The organism is Neisseria sp. HMSC70E02, from assembly GCF_001838645.1.
GTDB classification, from domain to species: Bacteria; Pseudomonadota; Gammaproteobacteria; order Burkholderiales; family Neisseriaceae; genus Neisseria; species Neisseria macacae.
Genome location: NZ_KV838063.1, coordinates 1 through 22,692, shown reverse-complemented (window position 1 = coordinate 22,692; position 22,692 = coordinate 1). Strand labels below are relative to the sequence as shown.

Genomic DNA, 22,692 nt, shown 5'->3' with positions numbered 1-22,692 from the left:
GCGCCTTCCGCCTGAAAATGCCTCCTTTTTGCCGATACGTTTTCAGACGACCCCTGCTTAAATCAAAATGCGGTTTCCCTGTTCAGCCTCAAACCTTTGCCATATGCCGTTTGACAAGCGTTTCAGATTCGGCTAAAACCGAAAAATGTTTGGCATCGTAAACTCCTGTAAATCCTAGATGAAAGCATCGGATACGGGCGTTTCCCGCCAAACCCGCAGGGTGCGGCAGGCAATCCTTACGCCCGCGCCCGCTCTAAGAAAAATATTGAAAATGCCGGCGGGGCAGGCAGGTTTCCGCCGGGGCGGTCCGTCTGCCCAACCTCTGCCAACAGGAGAACTTTAATATGTCTGACAACCAGTCCGCCCGCAAGGAAAAAACCTTCTTCGGGCATCCCATCCAGCTCTCTACCCTGTTCCATATCGAATTGTGGGAACGTTTCTCGTTTTACGGGATGCAGGGTATCTTAATGATCTATCTCTATTACGCTGCCAATAAAGGCGGTTTGGGCATAAACGAGTCGCTCGCCGGCGGCATCGTCGGCGCATACGGCGGCAGCGTTTATTTGTCCACCATACTCGGCGCATGGCTTGCTGACCGGATTTGGGGCGCGGAGAGAACGCTGTTTATTTCCGGCATCGTGGTCATGCTCGGACACATCGTTTTGGCAATCGCACCGGGTCTGTACGGACTGCTATGCGGCTTGGTACTCATCGCACTGGGCAGCGGTGGTGTGAAATCGTCGGCAAGCTCGATGGTCGGCTCGCTTTATGAGGCAGATCACATGAAGCCACTGCGCGATGCCGGTTTTTCCATTTTCTATATCTCCATCAACATCGGCGGCTTCTTAGGCCCGCTCCTGACGGGCTTGCTGCAAACGAAGATGGGTTTCCACTACGGCTTCGGCGCGGCGGCAGTCGGTATGGCTTTCGGGCTGTGGCGTTACTCTGTGGGGCGCAAACTTCTGCCGCATACGCCTGCGCCCAATCCGCTGCGTCCTGAAAAAGTGAAAACCGCGGTGGCAGTCGCCGTGTTGATTGTCTTGGTTATCGGCAGCCTGATTGCCTCGGGCGCGCTCAATTTGGACAACTTCTCCAAATTCCTGCTCGGCACAGTCATTCTTACCGTCATTGCCTATTTCGCGCGTCTGCTCGGCAGCAGCCATGTGTCGTCTGAAAACAAACGCCACATCATTGCCTATATCCCGCTGTTTCTGACCATCTGCCTGTTTTGGTCGGTCTGGTTCCAAGTCTATACCGTGGCGACGGTGTATTTTGACAAAACGGTTGACCGCACCCTATTCGGCTGGACTGTCCCCGTCGCATGGAAAGACTCGATCCAAAGTATGTGGGTCGTCCTCTTCTCCGGCGTGATGGCGGCGATTTGGACGAAAATGGGCAAATATCAACCGAAAACCCCGTTTAAATTCGTGTTGGCGATGATTGTTGTCGGCATATCCTATCTTGGATTCGTACCGTATATTTCATCAGAGACACCCATGCCGATTATTGTGTTCGCGCTGATCTTGCTCGCCATCACCATAGGCGAACTGATGATCTCGCCGATTGCACTTTCTATCGCCACCAAAATCGCCCCGCCCATGTTCAAAACCCAAATGGTCGCGCTCAACTTCTTGGGCTTTTCGTTGGGCTTCACTTTGGGCGGCGTGTTGTTCAAAGAAGGATTCAACGACAAAGCCCCGCTGGATTTCTACTGGATGCTTTGCGGCATAGGCGTAATCACCGGTTTGGTATTATTGCTACTCGTACCTATTTTGAATAAAATGCTCAAAGGCGCGGATTAAATATTGATTCGTTAAGAAGGTCGTCTGAAATGCCGTTTCAGACGACCTATTTTTAAGGACTTTGAACCCATGAAACCCAATACCTTCCTCCTAATGCTCCTCCTGCTTGCCGGAGCAGCCCATGCCAACGACAGCACGGGTACAGTCAGCACGAGCGGCATCAAATATCTGAAAAATCCGCATATCGATATGCAGAGCGAAGATTTGTACATCAGCGAAAACCAGATTCGCGTGCATTACCGGTTTAAAAACACCTCCTCGCAAGACATTACCGAAACCGTCCTTTTCCCTTTGCCGATTGTTCCTTCCTTCACATATTCCGACTTTGCTGACACTAAGGGCTTGGTTGACAGCTTCCGAATTTACGCCGACGGCAAACCTGTCCGCCCGCAAGCCCACGTCCGTGCCTATTTTGAACGGCGTAACGGCTCGCTGGTGGACGTGACCGCCGATTTGAAAAAATGCGGTTTGAGCGATCAGGAACTGATGCACCCTTGGACGCAAAAGCAAGACGGTGAAAAAATCGACAGCAAAATCAGAGCCTGCCGCTCCGCCAAAGTCCAATCCATGCTGCCCAAGCAGCCGGATGAACTGCCCGATTGGTCGGCGCAGATTGTTTACAGCTGGAAGCAAACCTTCAAAGCCGGCAGCGTCACCGAAATCAAACACCAATACACCCCGCTGGTCGGCGGCAGCTTCCTGCCTTCGCTCAAAGCCAAAGACAGCAAAGCATTTATAGACGCTTACTGCATGGATGAAAACTTCCTCAACAACTTTAAAAATGTGAAAGAAGATTTGGTCTATCACCATTTGGGCTATGTCTTGACCACAGGTGCCAACTGGGCAAAACCCATCGGTAAATTCACCCTGACCATAGACCGCGAGCCCAATACCGTACTGTCGCTCTGTTGGGACAAATCCCTGCGCAAAGTCGGGCCCAACCGCTTCCAAGCAGTCAAAGAAAATTTCCTGCCGAAAAAAGACTTGGACATTATTTTCGTTTACGACTAACCCAAAGCAGCATACATAAAAGGTCGTCTGAAACCTTGTTTTAGGGTTTCAGACGACCTTTTGCTACAATAAGGCTTTTCCGTTTTGCAAGGCATTCCCATGAGCAAATCCGCCGTTTCCCCGATGATGCAGCAGTATCTCGCCATCAAATCGCAGCACGCCGACAAGCTGGTGTTTTACCGCATGGGCGATTTTTACGAGCTGTTTTTGGATGACGCAGTGGAAGCGGCGAAGCTGTTGGACATTACCCTGACCACGCGCGGGCAGATGGACGGCGTGCCGATTAAGATGGCGGGCGTGCCGTTTCACGCGGCGGAGCAGTATCTGGCGCGGCTGGTGAAGATGGGCAAAAGCGTGGCGGTGTGCGAGCAGGTGGGCGAAGTCGGAGCAAGTAAAGGGCCGGTAGAACGCAAAGTCGTGTGCATCGTTACGCCCGGCACGCTGACCGACGCGGCATTTTTGGAAGACAAGGAAACCAACCGCATCGCGGCGGTGAACGCGGATAAAAAACACATCGCCATCGCGTGGGCATCTTTGCAAAGCGGCGAATTCAAAACCAAGCTGACGACGGCGGACAAACTCACCGACGAGCTGGCGCGTTTGCAGGCGGCGGAAATCCTGTTGCCCGAAGGCAAAAGCCTGCCTAATGGGTTTCAGACGACCTCTGCCAACATCACGCGCCTGAACTCATGGCAGTTTGCCGCCGACGCGGGCGCGAAATTGTTGACCGAATACTTCGGCTGCCAAGACCTGCACGGCTTCGGTTTGGACGGCAAGGAACACGAAGCCGCCGTCGGCGCGGCGGGTGCGCTGTTGAACTACATCCGCCTGACGCAAAACCTGATGCCGCAACACTTAGACGGCATTTCGCTCGAAACCGACAGCCAATATATCGGTATGGACGCCGCCACGCGCCGCAATCTCGAAATCACGCAAACCCTCTCCGGCAAAAAATCGCCGACCCTGTTTTCCATACTCGACGGCTGCGCCACCCACATGGGCAGCCGCCTCTTGGCACTCTGGCTGCACCACCCCTTACGCAGCCGCGCCCACATCCGCGCCCGCCAAGAAGCCGTTGCCGCGCTGGGTTCGCAATACGAAAACCTGCAAGGCCGTCTGAAAAACATCGCGGACATTGAACGCATCGCCGCCCGCATCGCCGTCGGCAACGCCCGCCCGCGCGACCTCGCCGCCCTGCGCGACAGCCTGTTTGCCCTGTCCGAAATCGAATTATCCGCCGAGGGCAGTAGTCTCTTAGAAACCCTCAAAGCCGTTTTCCCCGAAACCCTGCCTGTTGCCGAAACCCTCAAAGCCGCCGTAATGCCCGAACCCGCCGTTTGGCTCAAAGACGGCGGCGTCATCAACCAAGGCTATTCGGCAGAACTCGACGAGTTGCGCCACATCCAAAACCACGGCGACGAATTCCTGCTCGACCTCGAAGCGCGCGAACGCGAACGCACCGGCCTCTCCACCCTCAAAGTCGAGTTCAACCGCGTCCACGGCTTCTACATCGAGCTTTCCAAAGTCCAAGCCGAACAAGCCCCCGCCGACTACCAACGCCGCCAGACCCTCAAAAACGCCGAACGCTTCATCACTCCCGAACTCAAAACCTTCGAAGACAAAGTCCTGACCGCACAAGAGCAAGCATTGGCATTGGAAAAACGCCTGTTTGAAGCCCTCCTCAAAGACATTCAGACGACCCTTCCCCAGCTTCAAAAAGCCGCCAAAGCCGCCGCCGCCCTCGACGTACTCTCCACCTTCGCCGCCACCGCCGCCGAACGCGGCTTCGTCTGCCCCGAGTTCGCCGACTACCCCGTCATCCATATCGAAAACGGCCGCCATCCCGTCGTCGAGCAACAAGTGCGCCACTTCACCGCCAACCACACCCGCCTCGACCACAAACACCGCCTCATGCTCCTGACCGGCCCCAACATGGGCGGCAAATCCACCTACATGCGCCAAGTCGCCCACATCGTCCTCATGGCGCACACCGGCAGCTTCGTCCCCGCCGATGCCGCCCAAATCGGACCCATCGACCAAATCTTCACCCGCATCGGCGCCTCCGACGACCTCGCCTCCAACCGCTCCACCTTCATGGTCGAAATGAGCGAAACCGCCTACATCCTCCACCACGCCACCGACCAATCCCTCGTCCTCATGGACGAAGTCGGACGCGGCACCTCCACCTTCGACGGCCTCGCCCTCGCGCACGCCATCGCCGAACACCTGCTGCAAAAAAACAAATCCTTCAGCCTCTTCGCCACCCACTATTTCGAGCTGACCAAACTGCCCGAAGCCCACGCAACGGCGGTCAACATGCACCTCTCCGCGCTCGAACAAGGACAAGACATCGTCTTCCTCCACCACATCGAACCCGGCCCCGCCAGCAAAAGCTACGGCATCGCCGTCGCCAAACTCGCCGGCCTGCCCAACCGCGCCCTCAAAGCCGCCCAAAAACATCTGGACGAGCTCGAAGCCCAAGCCGCCGCCGTCCGCCCGCAGTTGGACATCTTCAGCACCCTGTCGTCTGAAAACGAATACAGCGGGTTTAGCCCCAACGAAACGGCGGACATCGACCCCCAAACCGCCGCAAGCCAAGAAACCAACTCCGCCCACCACGCACTCGCCGAAGCCCTAAACCAAATCCGCCCCGACGACCTCACCCCACGCGAAGCCTTGGATGCTTTGTATCGTTTGAAGCAGATTGCCGAAGGCGGTGAGTAAAACGCGTTGGTTCATTGAAAAAAGGTCGTCTGAAAAACCTTGTTTCGGGTTTTCAGACGACCTTTTGTTTGCCTGCCGATTATAGTGGACTAAATTTAAATCAGGACAAGGCGAGGCAACGTCTACTGGTTTAAAGTTAATCCACTATATCACACGGCTTGCGGGCTGGCTTCAATGTCGTGCAGGCTGCGGTAGCAGGGGTCGAGCTGGTTGGCGATGAGGGTGAGCTGCCGGTGGAGGATATGGCTTTGACGTTCGTCGCCTGCTTCTGTTTGTAAGGCTTCCAAGTCGGTTCGGATTTGGGAGAGGGTCGTCTGAAAATCTTGTTCGCTTGTTTGCGGGAGGCGTTCGAGCAGGTCGGCGATGCGGTAGCCGCTTTGGTAGAACTTGCGGACGAAGTCGGGGCTGCACGCGCCGTCCATTTCGCTGCGGTATGCGCCGAGCGCGGAGATGTAGCTGGTCAGGGCGTAGCTGGTTTTGAGGAGGGTGAAGCCGCTTTGCAGGTTGTTGCCGTATTTTTTGGGTTCGCTGCTCATGTCGGAGAGGGTGCTGCTGAGGGTGGCGGTGCGTTCGTGGGCTTGGCGGCGGACGGTGCGGTATTCGACGTCGTCGGCGATGCCGTATTGGAGCTGGTCGAGGATTTTTCTGAGGTAGGCGCCGTTGCCGCCGACGGTTTGGGCGGCGGTTTTTTCGAGGGTGAGGTAACGCCAATCCGGCCAGAGGTAGGTGACGGCTGCCCAGGCGAGGACGGAGCCGACGATGGTGTCGATGATGCGGACGGGCATGGCGGCATAGACGTCCAGCCCGGCGAGAGAGAAGCTGGTGAGGGCTTGGATGGTGATGAAGAAGGTGGAGAAGCTGTATTTGTAGCTTCGGGTCATGAAAAACAGGGTGGTGCTGGCGATGACGATCCAGAGTTTGGTTTCGACGGAGGGGGTGAAATAAGGCACGAGTGAGCCGACGATGACGCCGAGGATGGTGCCGGCGATGCGTTGGTACACGCGGCTTTTGGTGGCGGTGTAGTTGGGTTGGCAGACGAAAACGGCGGTCAGGAGTATCCAGTAGCCGAGGTTGAGATGGAGGATTTCGACGATGATGCAGGAGGCGGCAACGAGGATGGAGAGGCGCGTGGCGTGACGGAAAACGCCCGACTCGAAGTTGAGCTGGCTGCGGACGGTCTGCCAGACGTTTTTCAGGCTGCTGTTTTCGAGGGCGGCGATGCGGGTGTCGCTGCTGTTTTCGTTTTCGGCGGGGGAGTCGCTGTGTTGGAGTTGGCGCAGTTGGTGGTCGACGCTGCCGAGGTTGTCGAGCAGGCGGCGGATGTGGTGGATGTTGCGGCTTTCGGGGTGGTCGTCAGTGTAGTGGGCGAGGGATTGGCGGCAGCCTTCCATCGCGCGTCCGAGGCGTTTGCTGTATGTGTAGTCTTTGCCGTTTCTCAGGGCGGCGGCAACGTTGCGGCACGCCTGCCCCTGCATTTCGAGCAGGCGGCGGATGCGGAAGATGAGGTCGGTGTTTTTAAGGGTGTCGGTCAGCTCGGTATAGTCGGCGTGGGCGGAGCTGACGCGTTCGTGTATGTCTTGGGCGGTGAAGTAGTAGCGCAGCATTTTGGCAGTGCGCGGGTGGCGGTGTTTGCCGCGCAGGCGGTAAAACAGGGCGGCGCGGCATTGGTTGAAGGCGCTGATGACACCAGTGTTGCTCATGGCGAGGTCGATTTGGCGGTTGCCGAGCCAGGCGGCTTCGTCGGGATCGAAAAAGTCGGCTTTGGCGTCAAAATACCCGCCGAGCGCTTCGTAGGCGTTGGCGACGCTTTCTTGGACGGGGCGGTGCGGGAGGATGATTTGGAAAACGAGTGTGCAGGTGCTGTATAACACGGTCCCGAGCAGAATCATGACGGGATTGGTCAGCCAGAAGTTTTCGGGGGTGTAGGTGAGCGTGGTGTAGGTGGCGACGGCGAGCGCGCCGAACGCGAAGGTGCGGTATTTCAGTCCGACCGCGCCCAAAATGGTAAAGCCAAACGTCATCAGGGTCATGGCGAGAATAAAGGGCAGACCTGTGCCGAGCGTGCTTTGGGCAACGAGCGATGAAATGGTAAACAGGGCGACGGTGATGATGATGTTTTTCAGACGACCTGTCAGGCGGTTGTCCAAATCGACGAGGCCGCCCGCGATGATGCCGAGCACGAAGGGCATGGCGAGCTTGGGCGTGCCGAACCGCCAGACGAGGGTTGCGGCGATAAAGACGCTGGCGAAGACGGGTAGCGAGGTGATGATGAGGGGTTTGAGTGGCGGGAGTTTCATCGTATTGGGCGCAGCTTTAAATGGGAATGGTTTGATTATTATGAATGAAATGAAACGGTATTCTAACAGGATTTTAGGGCGGGACGGGGGCTATGGGGTCGTCTGAAAACCTGTCCGACAGCGTCCCTGCGAAACGGATATGACCGACCTGCCTGTCTGTCCTCAAGAAAAAGGAACGAGATTGCCGCGCATGAAAAAGGTCGTCTGAAAACCCTAAAGTGTGGTTTTCAGACGACCTTTTCCTTTCCGTCGGCGTTATTGCGTTTGCTCGGCTTTCTGTTTTTCTGCTTCTTCGATTTTGCGGTCGTTTTCGTAATCCGAATGGAAGAGCCTGTCGAAACGGATGGTGTATTTCAACTCGCCGCCGTATGAACGGCTGCCGACGCGGGCAACAGCTTGGATGGCGCGGGTGAGCTGGTACACGAGCTTGACCGACTGTTCGGCACTGGAAAGACCGTATTCGTAACCTGCGTAGAGGTTGTTGGTGAACTGCTTGCCGACGGTCAGCACTTGTTCGGCGGGGTTGAGTTCGCCGGTTTGGGCGTTGCGGCTGCGTTGGCTGGTGATGCCCAAATCGTCCACCAGTCCGAGCCTGTCGTTGACTTGTCCGGCAAGGAGCGCGCCTGCCGCTGCGGAAAGGGCGGCATTGTCGCCGTCGCTGCCGCTGCTGGCGCGGTTGAGGATGAGCCAGGAGAGCTTGTCTTTTTCGCTCATCGCCTCTTTGGCAACGAGGGTCACGCGCGGATTGGAGAGGCTGCCGAGGACTTCGACGCCTGCACCGACGGGGGAAAGGCGGCGTTCGGCGCGAATGTTCAGGTTGGGGTTGTTGAGCGGGCCGACGAAAGAAACCGTACCTTTGGTGATGTCGAGGTCTTGTCCGTAGGCTTTGTAACGGCCTTTAACAACACGGACAGTACCGACGCCTTGGATGGCTTCACCCGGGCGGGAAGTGATGGTCAGCTTGCCGCCTATGGTGATGTCTGCACCATAACCGACGAAACGGATGTTGTCGTTGAGGTTGAGCGTCAGGTTGAGGCTGATAGGCGTTACGGCGGCGGTTTGTTTTTTCTCTTCGCCCAACACGATGACATCGTCGTCCAACGAGGGCATGGAGGATTTTTGCGAACCGAACATACCGTAGTCGCTGCCCAACGTACCGTTGAGGATGAAGCCCCTGGCCTGGTTGTATTGCACTTTCGCGCTGCCGGAGAGGCGCAGGCGGCGGTTCGGACGGGAGAGGGTGTCGTATTTGTCGAAGACGACATCTACGTCAACATCCGGATCGGCGTTGGCAAGGTTGACGGAGCCTTTCAGCTCGAGCGTACCGCCTTTGTGGAACTTGAGGCTGTCGATAATCCAGCGTTGTCCCTGCAAATGGGAACGTAAAACGCCGTTGTCGAGGATGAGGCCTTGGGTTTGGTTGCGGTAGTAGAGGTTTTCGCCGTTGAGCGTACCGGAAAGCTGGGGATCGCCGACGCGTCCGCCAAGGCTGACGGCGGCATTCAGACGACCTTTGACGGTTTGTCCGACGGGCAGGAAGTTGCGGAAGACTTCGAGGTCGGCGACGTTGAGGTTGAGTTTGCCGCTCAAAGGCGCGGTGTCCATGCTGGCGCCTTGTCCGATGTTGACCGTACCTTCGGCTGTACCGTAGTTGCTGGTGCCGTTCAAGGTGGCGGCGATGGTGGGCGAACCGACGCGCCCGCCTATGGTGGCGGTGGCGTTCAGACGACCTGTAATGCCTTGCGCGGTAGCGGGCAGGAAGGTTTTGATTGCGCCCAAGTCGGGGACGTTGAGGTTGATTTTGCCGCTGACCGGCGCGTTGGCGATTTTGTTGCCGAACTGCTGGCTGATGCCCAAATCGGCGTTGACGCTGCCGAAGCGGGTATTGCCTTCAAGCGTGCTGTCGATGCGGCCGTTTTGGAAACGGGTGCGCAGGGCGAGCGCGCTCAAACCCAAGGGCATTTGTTTTTTCGGGTCTTTGTTCGGCAGGATGATGTCGCCGCTTTGGCGGTTGATGTTGAGGTAGCCGCGGGCATTTTGGCTGTACGCCAAATCCCAATCGCCGCCGAGTACCAAGTTGTGTTCGACGGGGATTTTGACGAAGTTTTGCAACTCGGTGATGTGCAGGCTTTGCGCACTGCCTTTGCTGGTGATGCCGGTTTTTTTGTCCCAAACGAAGTTTTGCAGGTTGAGGCTGCCGCCCATCACGCTCCAGCGCGCCGCGCTCATGGAAACGCGCTCCGCGCCTGCTTCGAGGTTCATGCGGTTTTGCAGTTTGAGGTTGAACGCGCCGCCGATGTCGAGCGTGTCCACGCTGCCTTTCCACTGATTGAAGTCTTTGTTCAGACCGCCCGCCGCGTTGACTTCGAGTTTGTAAGGCTTGCCGTCCAACGCCATGCTGCTGCTGCCGTGTATGCGGTGTTGCGCACCCGTGCCGTTGAGGGACAGGTCGACCGCATCGATGACGGTCGCGCCGCCGGAAAGGGCAATGTGGCTGCCTTTGATGTCGGCGGCAAGCGGACGGTTGATGTCGGGCGTGCCTTTGAGTTTGAAGTCAAGCATACGGATGTTGACGGCATCGCCGACTCGCAGGGCGCGCGCTTCGCCGGAGAGATCGGCTTCGTAGGTTTTCAGCCCGCCCTTGAGGTCGCCTGAAATGTAGCCGCGCGTATTGAGCAGCCCGCCCAGTCCGAAACCGAAACGGGAAAGGTCGGGAGCGGTGATGTCGATGTTGAGACGGTCGCCTTTTTTGCCGAAGCTGCCGTTGGTTTTGACGATATTGTTGCCCAAACGCAGGTCGGTCAGCGCGCGTGGGAGGTGTCCGGATTCGTAAACGACGTCGGCTTTGCCGCTGAGGGGGACGTTGTTTAACGTACTCGGCGCAAACTGCATTTTGCCGGCGAATTTTTCTTTCGCCAGTTCGCCTGAAAGATTGATGGTGCCGTTGACGCTGCCTGCGGGCAGTTTTGAGTCTAGGCGGGACGGATTGAACGCCTTGCTGGAAACATCGAGCTTGAGCAGGCGGTCTTTGAAGAGTTCGAGCGAACCTTGCGCCGTCAGTTCGCCGCCGTTTTGCGGTGCGACGCGGACGCGGTCGAGTTTGAGGGTGCGTTGACCGTGTTGTCTGTCGGTAACGAAGGACAGCAGGCCGGAGAGTTGCGCGCTGCCGCTTTCAAGATTCCAGTCGATAGCGGGCGAGGCGGTTTCGCCTTTGACGCCGATAAACCCGTTCCACTGACCGGCAACATTGGTGCGGGCGAGGTCGTCTGAAACGAGGTTGTTCACATTAATCTTGAGCGCCAGCGCGTTTTTCACCGTATCGACCGTACCGGCGACATTGAACGAACCTTCCTCCAGCAGCCCGATTTCAGACTCTTGGACGGTTACCACGCCGTTGTCGTTGATGGTGAAGTCCGCCAAAATGTTGCGCACCGGAATGGATTTTGCATCGGCAAAACCTGCCGCCTTGTTTTCCAAGTCGAGCGAACCGTCCAACGCGATGCCGTGCGTAAACGAAGGCACGACGGTCGCGTCAAACGTCAGGTTTGCCTTGGGCAGCGACGGCAGGAACGCGGTCGGATTGATGTTGAACCCCTTGACCAGCACCTCGCCGATCATCTTGTCCAACGAAGCGGCAAACGGATGCACCGTAGATTTCGCCGACAAATGCACATCGTCGCCGTCCAGCAGGATTTCAGTCTGCACGTCCTGCAAGCTGCCCCACAGGCGCGCCTTACCCTCTATCGTCTCACCTTCCAGCTCGCCCTTCGTCTGAATCGTCGTATTGAGTGCAAAAGGCTTCTCCAGCCCGACCACCGCCGAACCCGTCGAATTGCTCCACGGCGTATCGAGGGTTTTCAAATCCAAGCGGTGTTCTTTCTGATCGTAATGGTATGCCGCATTCAGATGGTCGAGATAGGCCGTCTGCTTGTCAAAATTTTTGCCCACACTGAGCCTGCCCGTCTCAAAACGGTCGATAAACACCAACACAGGCAAATCAATGCTCTCAGGCAGCCCTTTGGACGGCTTTTTCTCTTTTGGCGGCGTCGGCTTCGGCACGACCGCAATATCGCCCGCCACAATTTCAGTAATGTGCAGGCTGCGCTGAAACAGCTCGGACGGCTTCCAATCAAAACGGAACGCACTGATTTTCACATCCGCCCCATCCGTTTCAATCATCCACTTATCGCCGTGAAAACCCTTAACCAGCGTACCTTCCAGCGTTTCCGACGCAATCTTCACGCCAAACCAGGACGGAATCTTGTACAAACCGAAACGCAAACCCGATTCCGTCCCCACCAGCCAGCCGATAAAGCCCGCCAGCGCGCACACCAGCACAACCAACGCCAGCAACAGACCCCGCAACCAGCGTCTCTTGCGCTTGGGCGGGGTGGGTTGTGTTTCAGACGACGTAGGCACACTGTTTGGCGTTTCTTGGGTTTCTTGGACTGCTGTTTCGGACATCTTGGCTTTCTTGTATGGCTTAACGGCTTCTCAGGACTCCGCCGCACCCGACGGAATCGGCTTTTCAGACGACCCCATATCAGGACAGGTCGTCTGAAAAAGGATAATCATATCCCATTGCAGCGAATTGTGCTTGGGAAAGACAGCATTTCAGGTTTCAGACGACCCCATATACCCAAACGCCATGCCCGAAGCGGTAAAAATGTCAACAAATGCAAAAAGGTCGTCTGAAAAGACAGCAGGAGTTTAGACCCGCATTTTCAGACGACCTCTGCGTATTTCAATAACCCAACGCAAATCAATGAAAAGAAACGCGCCGGGTTGCCTCAAGTTGCGGCTTACCTGCCCGACAATACCGCCGCACCTGCTTTCGCGACACTTTCGTCTTCATCGACCGAGCCGCCGCTCACGCCGACACTGCCAACGATAACGCCGTTTTTATCCACCAGCAGCACACCGCCGGGAAAAATCACCAAACCGTCGTTGGTCACCTCAATGCCGTAAAGCTCACCGCCCGGTTGCGAAGCCTTGCCCAAATCGCGGGTGGACATATTGAAATAGCGTGCCGTTTTCGCCTTTTTCTGCGCAATATCGATACTGCCGATAAACGCATCGTCCATACGCGCAAACGCCTTCAAATTACCGCCCGCGTCCATGACCGCAATATTCATCGGCACCTTGATTTCACGCGCCTTTTTCATCGAAGCCTGCACCACCGCCTGCGCCTGAGCCGTCGTCAAATCGCCCGGTAGCGTTTTGGTCAAACCCGCCGAAAACGCCGGCGCACCCAATGCCAAAGTACACAACAATGCAACTGATTTTATGCCGCGCATAACTGTCTCCTTGTATTGAATCAATGAAAGGTACTGCACTTTTGATTGTATGCCTGTCGGCGGGAACAATAAAGGTCGTCTGAAAACCATGAGACAGGTTTTCAGACGACCTCGGGTAGGTTTCGGTTTGGTAGTTTCAGTAGGTCAGATTCTCGAATCCGACGGCTATTTGAGATGGCAGCGGCTTTTGTCGGATACAAGCCTCCAACTTGAGGCAGGCTTTCCCCTATTCAAGTAAACACCAGTCTTGTCCATCCCCGTCTTTTCAGGTAGCCTCAAATTCTCATCTCTCATAAGGAACACCACATGCGCACACTCATACTCCTCCCTATCATCACTCTGCTGCTTGCCGCCTGTACCACCCCACTGTCTCCTCCCACAGATGACAATCCCACCGATACCTCTATGATCAACACCACCTATTGGACCGCCCAGCCCTACTGTGCCGGTCGCGTGCAAATGCGCCTTCCTGCCGAACGTCGGTATGGCTCAAGACTCGAAGGTCAAACTGAAAGCTACCGCTACAACGACTGGCAAATTAATCACTATGCCGACGATTGGCGTTTCCTCAATGTCATCCTTACTGAAAGACGGAATGGCGGATTTAACCGATATTTCGAGCGGAGCACCGGACATGGTGAAGGTTATATTGGCGAACGAGAGCTTATCCCCGGTCGCGCCTTCCTGCAATTCACCCGCAACACACCCATGTTCGACGGTAGTCGCTTGAGCTCAAATCTCGGCATCCGCTACGATGCCGAGCTCATCGTCAAACTTGGTCAAAACGGCGGTTTTCACACCAACGGTGAATTCAAAATTCCTACCCCAGGCGGCACAGAACCGAACAACTGGCGTCAACAGGAACGCATAATGCTTGACAAAGCAACACATGAAATGCGCCGCGACCTTACCTCACGGCTACGCGAACGCCAACCGTACGAAGTACCCAAACACCAAGGCGTGTGTATTCCCGATGGTTTCTTCGCAGATGATGGTAATACCCCTTTTAAGGCAAGCACCCACGTTTATTTTTCCGGACAAGCCGATACCTATATCTTCATTCACCACGGTCGCAATCCACGCGGAGCTTCCATTGCTGTTGGCCGAAACCATCCCGATACCGAAGGCTTGAAAGGTTTTCTGCAATCGCTCACTGCCCGCGCCATCCGCCAAGGTCCACGCACCATCAACGGCATGCCTGGATACGAAAAAATCAGCCGTTGGGACGGTAATCACTACCTGCTAGCTTGGGAGCGTGAAAGTGACCATCTCCTCGTAATGATGCCCTTTGGTACCGAAACTTTCGACGGGACCAAACGCAGCCAGCAGGAAATCTTCGCCATTTGGGATACCATCCTACCCACCCTCAAACCAGTGGAATAAACCAGTAAATCAAGCGGTATAAACATTAACTGTATTGTTTATACTGCAGATTGGACAAAGTAAGTCTGCAACACTTCAAAGGGCGTATTGCCGTCCAAGCCGCCGGTAAGCTTTTTCATAGTGTTGCAGAACTTTTGCTGGTACTTCGGACTGCCGAAGCTATATTTCTCGTGTTATGCATTGACTCCCCATTTTAAGCGATGTTCAGGTAGTGTGTGAGTACCTTAAGGCACTCACACAGTTTCAGTTTGGGAGACTAGACCCTCAAGTCCGACGGCTATTTGAGATGGCAGCGGCTGTTGTCGGATACAAGCCTCCAACCTACGGCCGGCTACGGTTTGCCCAGCATTATTTGCAACGCATCAGCGTACGCGTCTGCCAAACTTTTTTGCCTGAGCCGTCCGTTGAAAAATCACGGAATCTTTGCGTCAGCACGCCTCGGTTTAACGAAAACTCAAAATTATCGTTATAAATCTGCGTACCTTGCTCCGGCTCCTCTTCCCGAACGCGTGCCGTACCTGCGATTTTATCGGGCGAATAAATTCGATAATTCAGTTTCGTATATTTCGCACCCCATTCCCAACCATTTAATTCAATTGATTTTTTACCTATTTCAATATAAAAGCCGCTATCTTCCGACACATCGACATTATCCACAGCAGCGTTACGCTCTTTCTCATTTGCAGCATAACCCATGGCACATAAAGCCCTTATATGTTTGGGCGATACCTTCCCTTCATAATGCCCGGCCCATTTGCCTTGAAACGCTTGCGGAATATCTTGGGCAGCGGCTTGGAATCCAAGAAGGAGCAAACCGGCGGTCAGAACAGATTTTAAAGTGAGCGACATTATTTTTGACCTTTCAAGAAAGAGTGTTTAAATCAATATGAATAATACAGGAAATGGAAAGAATATAAAAAGGTCGTCTGAAAACCATAAGACAGGTTTTCAGACGACCTCGGATGGGCTTTGGGTTTCAAACACCGTATGCCTACGGTTTCAGCAGGTCGGATTCGCCAATCCGAAACTTACCCTTACCCCTGCTGCTGGATGATATGCACATCGCGCTGCGGGAAAGGAATATTGATATTGGCGGCACGCAGGTTTTCCACTACCTGCTCGTTCAGCCCGAAGCGGAACGCGCCCAAATCGGCTTCGTTCGTCCACGCCCAAAGTGTGACTTCAATGGCACTGTCGCCCAAGTTGGTAATATATGTTACTGCCTCTTTGCCTTGGGTCTGTACGCACAAAGGATGCTCGGTGGCGGCTTTCAAGATGGCGGCTTTGGCGGCCTTCAAATCACAGGCGTAATCGACACCGACCACCACCTGCACGCGGCACAGCGGCATGGAAGAACGGTTCACGATACTGTTGCTCATGACGACGCTGTTGGGCAGGATGACTTCTTCGTTATCCGGCGTACTCAGCGCGGTCTGCACCATTTTAATTTCGCTAACAAAGCCTTCGAAGCCGTTGACTTTGATGTAGTCGCCGACTTTAAACGGACGGAACAGAATAATCAGCGCGCCGGCGGCAAAGTTCGACAGTTGGTCTTTCAGCGACAAAGCCACCGCCAAGCCCGCGCCACCGATTAAGGCAGTAACCGACGTGGTCGGAATGCCCAGCTTGCCCAGCGCGGCAATGATGATCAGGATTAACAGACCGATATTAGCTACATTACCCAGAAAGCTCACCAGCGTTCTGTCCACTTTGGCACGGGTCAGCGCAGCTTTCATCAAAATAACAAGGCGGGCGGCAATCCATCTGCCGACAAAGAAAATCGCCAACGCCGCAACGAGATTGGTACCGAATGCCATGCCGGTTTCAACGAGACGCTCCCAGCCTGAGAATGAAGAGAGGTTTTCAAGATCGAAATTCATGATTTTTATTTCTGGTTAAAGAATGGTGAAAATTTTGGATATTATTGGTTTTGCGGCAAGCCTGTCTATATTTCAGACGACCTTAAAACCGCGTACCTAGGTCATATTGAATCCATGAAGGAGACCGCGCCCGTGATTGTATGCCTGTCGGCGGGAAGAATAAAGGTCGTCTGAAAAACTCTGTGACGGGTTTTCAGACGACCTTGGATGGGTTTTGAGTTTCAAACACCGCATGCGTGCGTACCGCACACACGCTACACACTAATGCTCAGTTTCAGTAGGTCGGATTCTCGAATCCGACGGCTTTTGGGATGGCAGCGGATTTTGTCGGATACAAGTATCCAACCAACGGACGGCTATCCTTTAGGTATCAAATTTATATATTGGCTAGGTATGTGCCAACATTTACTACCTACATCTTTTCCTATTGAAATTGAGACAGGACAGAAGATCCTAGTATTCCCAGTATTCCAAGCCATATACCCGTACAAATGAAATGGAATTTTTTCTTTTTTAGATAATTTAGATAAATCAAAATCTTTTTTATAGCATACCTGTTCTTGTGTATAGATTATTTTCTTATCTAAGAATAATGCTTGAAAGTTATTCCATTCTATAAATCGATTATCGATAGAATACCATCTTGCATCTCTCTTATCTTCAATATATCCAAGGGCACGCATAGGATTAAAGATAAAATTAGGATATTCAGGCATCAATTTAATTACAATTAATAAAATAAGAAAAGCTGATAGAATAATCATAATACTTTCCTTTAAGTAATGCATAGAATTTAATTTTTTATTATTTTTTATTAAAAAATTATGTCTAAGACCTGAAGCGATATAGATAAGAATTAGTATTGTAGAATTTAATAACTGGTTTAAAAGTCTAAGAAAATTATCCCAGTCTATGAAAATCGTTAGCCACTCAGGAAAATCCTTAGGCAATACTGATAAAATTAATATAAAATAAAATATTATAAATAGAGAGTTAAATATTAAAAGAGATAAGGCAATAATACAAGCAGATTTGAAAACATTAGATTTTAGTATCCCACAAACAGTTTTTTCTTCTATTGAACATTCTATTGGATATTTAGGAAAAAGTATCAATCTGAAAACATAAAAAAGACATAAAACTGATGGCCCTAATACCATAATTAGGAAGATATTAGTTATTTGTAAACTACTATAATCATAAAAATATGCTGTAATTATTAAAAATATCGATATAATCGGCGTTATAATGAAAAGATTATTGAATCTAACCAATATATTTTTATCTTTTATATATCTAAATTTTGATTTCAGAATAAAAAAGTACCAAGAAGAAAAAAACAAAGGAATAACCAAAACCAATATAATGATTATAGAAAATAATATAAAAGCTCCTATCCATGCTTTAAACGACGACAAAGCATCATAAAATAAATAATTAGAGTTTATGTAATTCAGGTAACTAAAGGGAACAGCAATACTGCATAAAGTAAACAAAGTAGATATTTTTGCCTTCCAGTTTTCCATGAAAAAATTTGTAAAAACTTTTTTCATAGAAGGATTTATTTTCTTTTCACGTTTCGATATCCAAGACAGTTTTCGAGCTAACTCTATGTTTTTCCTGTTATTCATTTAAAATCCAAATACACAAATGAAATATATTTATTTAAAATAAGAAAAGAATGCTGAAAAATATAAGGTTACATAATCAATGCGCCTCTTCCCAATTCATCCCCACGCCCACTTCCGCCACCAGCGGTACTTTCAGCATCCCTTCATCCACTTTCGCCATAATCTGCGGCAGTTTTTCTTTGACTAAATCCAGTTCGGCTTCGGGTACTTCCAGCACTAGTTCGTCATGCACCTGCATAATCAGTTTGCTTTGCAAGAGGTCGTCTGAAAGCCAGCGGGACACGTCTATCATGGCGCGTTTGATCAGATCGGAGGCGGTGCCCTGCATGGGGGCGTTGATGGCGGCGCGTTCGGCTCCGGCGCGGGCGTTGGCGTTTTTATTGTGGATGTCGGGCAGGTAGAGGCGGCGGCCGAACAGGGTTTCGACGAAGCCTTGGGCAGCGGCTTGTTCTTTGGTGCGTTGCATGTATTCGGCAACGCCGGGGTAGCGGGCGAAGTAGCGGTCGATGAAGGTTTTGGCGGACAGGTTGTCTATGCCCAGCGATTTGGCGAGGCCGTATTGCCCCATGCCGTAAATGAGGCCGAAGTTGATGGTTTTGGCGTAGCGGCGTTGTTCGGGCGAGACGTTTTCGGGGGCGATGCCGAATACTTCGGCGGCGGTGCGGCGGTGTACGTCTTCGCCGTTTTGGAACGCGGCGATGAGGGTTTTGTCGCCGGAGAGGTGCGCCATGATGCGCAGCTCGATTTGGGAGTAGTCGGCGGAAACGATGACGCTGCCTTGCGGTGCGGTAAAGGCGCGGCGCACGCGGCGGCCTTCGGCGGTGCGGATGGGGATGTTTTGCAGATTGGGGTTGTTGCTGGCGAGGCGGCCGGTAATGGCGACGGCTTGGGCGTAGGTGGTGTGCACGCGGCCGTCTTTGGGGGAAATCATTTCGGGCAGTTTGTCGGTGTAGGTGGATTTGAGTTTCGCCAGGCTGCGGTTTTGCAGGATGATTTTGGGCAGGGGGTAGTCGGGCGCGAGCTGTTCGAGCACGGCTTCGTTGGTGGAAATGCCGCCTTTGGCAGTTTTTTTCAGGCCTTTGGTGGGGATGCCCATTTTGTCGAACAGGATTTCTTGCAACTGTTTGGGCGAGTTGAGGTTGAACGGCTGGCCTGCGGCGGCGTAGGCTTCTTGTTCGAGCTTCATCAGCTCGGCGCCGAGTTCCGCGCTTTGGCGGGCGAGTTCGGCGCGGTCGATTTGCACGCCGTTGCGTTCCATTTCAAACAATACTTGCGCGACGGGCAGCTCCATTTTTTCATACATTTCAAGCTGTTTGGCGTCCATCTGCGCGCGCAGGTGCGCTTCGAGGCGCAGGGCGAAATCGGCGTCTTGGGCGGCGTATTCGGTCGCCTGCTCGATGGCGACGTCGGCAAAACCGATTTGTTTCGCGCCTTTGCCGCACAGCGATTCGTAGGTAATGGTTTCCAAGCCCAGCCAGCGTTCGGACAATTCGTCCAAGCCGTGTCCGAGATGGCTCTCGATGATGTAGGAAGCGAGCATGGCGTCGCCGGCAATGCCGTTCAGGGCGATGCCGTAGTTGGCGAAAACGTGTTGGTCGTATTTGAGGTTTTGCCCGATTTTTTTCAGGGCGGGGTTTTCCAAATGCGGTTTCAGACGACCTAATACGTCCTGCAAATCAAGCTGTTCGGGCGCGGCGGTCAGGCTGTGCCCTACGGGGATATAAACCGCTTCGCCTGCCTGGAACGCGATGCTGATGCCGACCAACGAGGCGTTCATCGCGTCTAAGGATGTGGTTTCCGTATCAATGCCGATTTTTTCCGCCTGCGCCAGTCTGTCTAACAAAGCGGCAAACTGCGCTTCGGTGGTAACGGCTTGATAATCCAGCTTTTCGGGGGGCGGGGCATGTTCTATGATTTTTTCAGACGACGTTTCCATGTCCAACGCCGCCTGTTCGCCTATCGTATCGCTGCCGAACAAATCGCCGTCCGCCGCTTCGTGCATACGGCTTTCCGCTTCTTTTAGCCAAGTGCGGAAGCCCCAGCGTTTGAAATCGACCGCAAGCTGCGACCATTTCGGCGAAGTGCGGCGCAGGCTTTCGAGGCCGTCTGAAAGCTCCGAGTGCAAGTCCACATCGGTTTTAATCGTCACCAAATCATACGAAAGCGGCAGTTGGGGCAGCGCGGCTTGCAAGTTTTCGCCGACCTTGCCCTTGATTTCCGCAGCGTGTTCCATTACGCCTGCCAACGAGCCGTAGGCTTCCAGCCATTTCACCGCCGTTTTCGGGCCGCATTTTTCCACGCCCGGCACATTGTCCACCTTGTCGCCCATCAGCGCGAGATAATCGCGGATTTGGTCGGGGCGCACGCCGAATTTTTCCTTTACGCCTTCAATGTCCAGCGTTTCGCCGCTCATCGTGTTTACCAGCGTCACGCGCTCGTTCACCAGCTGCGCCATATCCTTATCGCCGGTGGACACCACCACATTCCAACCCGCTTTACCGGCCATCGCTGCCAGCGTGCCGATAACATCGTCCGCTTCCACTTGCGGAATCACCAACACCGGCCAGCCCATCAGCCGCACCAAATCCGGCAAGGCTTCCGCCTGCGGGCGCAAATCGTCCGGCATCGGCGGGCGCGTCGCCTTGTAGTCGGGGTACATCTCGTGGCGGAAATTCTTGCCCTTTGCATCAAACACCACCGCGCAATAATCGTGCACATAATCCGCCCGCAACCGGCGCAACATGTTCAACACGCCGTAAAGCGCACCCGTCGGCGCACCGTCAGGCGCGGACAACTGTGCCATCGCGTGATAAGCGCGGTAGAGATAAGAAGAGCCGTCAACGAGGAGGAGAGTGGGTTTGGACATGGTGAACCTGCTTGAAATAAGTGAAAAATAGATGGATGGATTATAAAGGAAAAGTTCGGTTCTCCCCATGTGTCTGCAAATGTGTTTCAGCGCGTCCTAGGGGCGGTCAACATTCAATAGTTTCCGTGTCTTTTTATCCTCAAAGCGGCATCTTCCGCGTTGGAAATCCTCACAAGGTGTCCACCTTGTTGCGGTTTCCGCCTTGAATCTTCCGCTTTGTGAACAAAAATCCACTTGGAAAATTAAATGTCGACAGCCCCTAGGGTTTACAAAAATAAACCATTTCAAATATTGCGCCTTGTCATTTCATCTTGTATATTTGCATACAAATGAATACAAACCAAATCAAACGAATATGAATGCGACAAACCGTATCCCAGTCAGCGTGCGAATTACTCAGGAAGACGCTGATTTTATTGCTGAATTAAAAATCGAAGGCGCGAATACGCCGTCTGAAAAAATCCGCGAGCTGCTCAAGCAGGCGCGTTTGGCGCATACGCAGACGCGCGATTACGGTTCCGCACTGACGGCGCAGGAGCAGTTTTTCCAAGCGGCGAAACATGACGTGCTGCACGCGGAAAAGCAGGCGGGGGTGCATTCGCATATCGTCGCGCGCTTGTTTGAGCAGTTGCCCGACTTGGGCGCGACGCTTGCCGCCGACCTGCCCGAAGAAGCTGACCTCGAAAGTTTGAAAAAATACGAACGCGAACTGATGTGGCGCATCGTCCGCCTCACCGACAGTATCCTGCAGCTCGCCGTAACCGGCAAAGGCGCGGCATACGACGATACCGTGCTGCAACAGCTTGAAAATACTTTGAAACTGGCGAAGATTGTGCAGCAGGCGGGCGAGGTTTGAGGCGTTCAGGAAAGGCTGACTAAAAATGAAAATCCACCATTGGCTTCTGACCTTTATGTTCATCCATCCCTCTTTGGCGGTGAGTGCGGACGGCAGTGCACAACCTGTTACCGAGCAGCAAGTCCTGCGGCTGACCGAAATTTATGTGACGCAGCATTACGGCGAACAAACCGCTCAAGCGCAAAAGCCGTATCGGGTGAAAAAAGACGGGAAGCATTGGATTATCAGCGGCAAGCCACCTAAAGCGCTGGGCGGCAATTTCCGCGCCGTTATCGGAGCAAACGGTCAGCTGAAAGAAATCACGCATAGCAAGTAGTGCAAGGTTTGAGGTCGTCTGAAAGGCTTTCCCCTCAATCCTGAACACCCATGTCCAATATCAAAGGCAAGGCAACAAGATGGAAAAATGGATAGCAGAAGCATACGAATTATTTGCACCTTACAGTGTGCGCTTCCCGCTGAATATCTGCACTTGCAACAGCTGCTCTCCCGAAGATTTCCAACAAGCGTTGTTGGAATATCCGTTACGCGAGATTCCTGTCGATATGTTGCAGGCGTATTTGGGCAGCGTACCTTTGGACAAAGGAGCCGCGACGGCTTTAGATATGAAACATTTTCTGCCGCGTATTTTGCAGGCTTTGGTTAACGACGAAGATGTCCGATCGCTTGATGAAACGTTGCTCGATAAGTTGTGTTGCCATTTTCCCGAATGCTGGACAAAAGAAGAAATCGATTGGCTAAAACGTTTCGCCGCCGCTTGGTTTGACTTGCAACTGACCGCGCCCCGCTACGAAGGCTGCTTAGTCGTTTGGCTGAATATGTTTCAATTTGCCGGATTGGATGTTGTCGACGAACTGCTGGCAGTGTGGACGGAACAGGCAGATAAAACGGCAGCTTTACGCGAATTTGTCGACTTGTATAGTCAATTAAAATCAAAATAGGACAGTA

14 protein-coding genes are annotated in these 22,692 nt (G+C 53.3%); 7 read left to right on the top strand and 7 right to left on the bottom strand.

Features of this window, described 5'->3' with window-relative positions:
• The first annotated feature begins 344 nt into the window (after nt 1-344).
• The 3 genes from HMPREF3277_RS01075 (at nt 345) to mutS (ending at nt 5,537) form a co-directional block, all read left to right on the top strand.
• Entirely contained in the window at nt 345-1,802 is a 1,458-nt protein-coding gene (locus tag HMPREF3277_RS01075) for an oligopeptide:H+ symporter (protein ID WP_070869778.1), read from the top strand.
• Nucleotides 1,803-1,871: 69 nt separating this feature from the next.
• Nucleotides 1,872-2,813 (top strand): DUF4424 family protein, encoded by a 942-nt coding sequence (locus HMPREF3277_RS01070; protein ID WP_070869777.1) that lies wholly within the window; start codon nt 1,872-1,874, stop codon nt 2,811-2,813.
• 99 nt (nt 2,814-2,912) lie between these two features.
• The gene (mutS, locus tag HMPREF3277_RS01065) at nt 2,913-5,537 is read left to right on the top strand and encodes a DNA mismatch repair protein MutS (RefSeq protein ID WP_070869776.1); all 2,625 of its coding nucleotides are present in this window, start codon (nt 2,913-2,915) and stop codon (nt 5,535-5,537) included.
• 149 nt (nt 5,538-5,686) lie between these two features.
• Here the strand turns inward: mutS and yccS are convergent, their stop codons facing one another.
• The 3 genes from yccS to HMPREF3277_RS01050 form a co-directional block, all read right to left on the bottom strand.
• A complete protein-coding gene (yccS, locus tag HMPREF3277_RS01060) occupies nt 5,687-7,834 on the bottom strand; it encodes a YccS family putative transporter (protein ID WP_070869775.1) in 2,148 nt (715 codons plus the stop codon).
• 255 nt (nt 7,835-8,089) lie between these two features.
• Entirely contained in the window at nt 8,090-12,298 is a 4,209-nt protein-coding gene (locus HMPREF3277_RS01055; protein ID WP_070869774.1) for a translocation/assembly module TamB domain-containing protein, read from the bottom strand.
• 338 nt (nt 12,299-12,636) lie between these two features.
• Nucleotides 12,637-13,131: a GlcG/HbpS family heme-binding protein gene (locus tag HMPREF3277_RS01050; protein ID WP_009312456.1), complete on the bottom strand. Its 495-nt coding sequence runs from the start codon at nt 13,129-13,131 to the stop codon at nt 12,637-12,639.
• Nucleotides 13,132-13,437: 306 nt separating this feature from the next.
• Between HMPREF3277_RS01050 and HMPREF3277_RS01045 the strand changes: the two genes are divergently transcribed.
• Entirely contained in the window at nt 13,438-14,514 is a 1,077-nt protein-coding gene (locus tag HMPREF3277_RS01045) for a T6SS immunity protein Tli4 family protein (RefSeq protein WP_070869773.1), read from the top strand.
• Between the two features lie 348 nt (nt 14,515-14,862).
• On the opposite strand, the gene HMPREF3277_RS01040 is transcribed toward HMPREF3277_RS01045, so the two are convergent.
• From HMPREF3277_RS01040 to polA, 4 genes are all read right to left on the bottom strand, one after another.
• A complete protein-coding gene (locus tag HMPREF3277_RS01040) occupies nt 14,863-15,363 on the bottom strand; it encodes a hypothetical protein (RefSeq protein ID WP_070869772.1) in 501 nt (166 codons plus the stop codon).
• 185 nt (nt 15,364-15,548) lie between these two features.
• A complete protein-coding gene (locus HMPREF3277_RS01035) occupies nt 15,549-16,394 on the bottom strand; it encodes a mechanosensitive ion channel family protein (RefSeq protein WP_070869771.1) in 846 nt (281 codons plus the stop codon).
• A gap of 356 nt (nt 16,395-16,750) precedes the next feature.
• The gene (locus tag HMPREF3277_RS01030) at nt 16,751-17,947 is read right to left on the bottom strand and encodes a hypothetical protein (RefSeq protein ID WP_049230795.1); all 1,197 of its coding nucleotides are present in this window, start codon (nt 17,945-17,947) and stop codon (nt 16,751-16,753) included.
• A gap of 154 nt (nt 17,948-18,101) precedes the next feature.
• Nucleotides 18,102-20,891, bottom strand: a complete 2,790-nt coding sequence (gene polA, locus HMPREF3277_RS01025) for a DNA polymerase I (RefSeq protein ID WP_070869770.1) — start codon at nt 20,889-20,891, stop codon at nt 18,102-18,104.
• 355 nt (nt 20,892-21,246) lie between these two features.
• Between polA and HMPREF3277_RS01020 the strand changes: the two genes are divergently transcribed.
• The 3 genes from HMPREF3277_RS01020 to HMPREF3277_RS01010 all read left to right on the top strand — a co-directional run bounded on the left by HMPREF3277_RS01020 (nt 21,247) and on the right by HMPREF3277_RS01010 (nt 22,685).
• A complete protein-coding gene (locus HMPREF3277_RS01020) occupies nt 21,247-21,747 on the top strand; it encodes a hypothetical protein (protein ID WP_049226578.1) in 501 nt (166 codons plus the stop codon).
• Between the two features lie 25 nt (nt 21,748-21,772).
• Complete coding sequence (locus HMPREF3277_RS01015) at nt 21,773-22,063, top strand: NTF2 fold immunity protein (RefSeq protein WP_070869769.1); 291 nt, start codon at nt 21,773-21,775, stop codon at nt 22,061-22,063.
• A 79-nt stretch (nt 22,064-22,142) separates the two neighbouring features.
• Nucleotides 22,143-22,685, top strand: a complete 543-nt coding sequence (locus HMPREF3277_RS01010) for a hypothetical protein (RefSeq protein ID WP_246830736.1) — start codon at nt 22,143-22,145, stop codon at nt 22,683-22,685.
• Nucleotides 22,686-22,692: the final 7 nt, after the last annotated feature.

Excerpts from the sequence above, each read along its gene's own strand:
- HMPREF3277_RS01075 (WP_070869778.1), top strand. The coding sequence starts at position 345 with ATGTCTGACAACCAGTCCGCCCGCAAGGAAAAAACCTTCTTCGGGCAT.
- HMPREF3277_RS01070 (WP_070869777.1), top strand. The coding sequence starts at position 1,872 with ATGAAACCCAATACCTTCCTCCTAATGCTCCTCCTGCTTGCCGGAGCA.
- mutS (WP_070869776.1), top strand. The coding sequence starts at position 2,913 with ATGAGCAAATCCGCCGTTTCCCCGATGATGCAGCAGTATCTCGCCATC.
- yccS (WP_070869775.1), bottom strand. The coding sequence starts at position 7,834 with ATGAAACTCCCGCCACTCAAACCCCTCATCATCACCTCGCTACCCGTC.
- HMPREF3277_RS01055 (WP_070869774.1), bottom strand. The coding sequence starts at position 12,298 with ATGTCCGAAACAGCAGTCCAAGAAACCCAAGAAACGCCAAACAGTGTG.
- HMPREF3277_RS01050 (WP_009312456.1), bottom strand. The coding sequence starts at position 13,131 with ATGCGCGGCATAAAATCAGTTGCATTGTTGTGTACTTTGGCATTGGGT.
- HMPREF3277_RS01045 (WP_070869773.1), top strand. The coding sequence starts at position 13,438 with ATGCGCACACTCATACTCCTCCCTATCATCACTCTGCTGCTTGCCGCC.
- HMPREF3277_RS01040 (WP_070869772.1), bottom strand. The coding sequence starts at position 15,363 with ATGTCGCTCACTTTAAAATCTGTTCTGACCGCCGGTTTGCTCCTTCTT.
- HMPREF3277_RS01035 (WP_070869771.1), bottom strand. The coding sequence starts at position 16,394 with ATGAATTTCGATCTTGAAAACCTCTCTTCATTCTCAGGCTGGGAGCGT.
- HMPREF3277_RS01030 (WP_049230795.1), bottom strand. The coding sequence starts at position 17,947 with ATGAAAAAAGTTTTTACAAATTTTTTCATGGAAAACTGGAAGGCAAAA.
- polA (WP_070869770.1), bottom strand. The coding sequence starts at position 20,891 with ATGTCCAAACCCACTCTCCTCCTCGTTGACGGCTCTTCTTATCTCTAC.
- HMPREF3277_RS01020 (WP_049226578.1), top strand. The coding sequence starts at position 21,247 with ATGAATGCGACAAACCGTATCCCAGTCAGCGTGCGAATTACTCAGGAA.
- HMPREF3277_RS01015 (WP_070869769.1), top strand. The coding sequence starts at position 21,773 with ATGAAAATCCACCATTGGCTTCTGACCTTTATGTTCATCCATCCCTCT.
- HMPREF3277_RS01010 (WP_246830736.1), top strand. The coding sequence starts at position 22,143 with ATGGAAAAATGGATAGCAGAAGCATACGAATTATTTGCACCTTACAGT.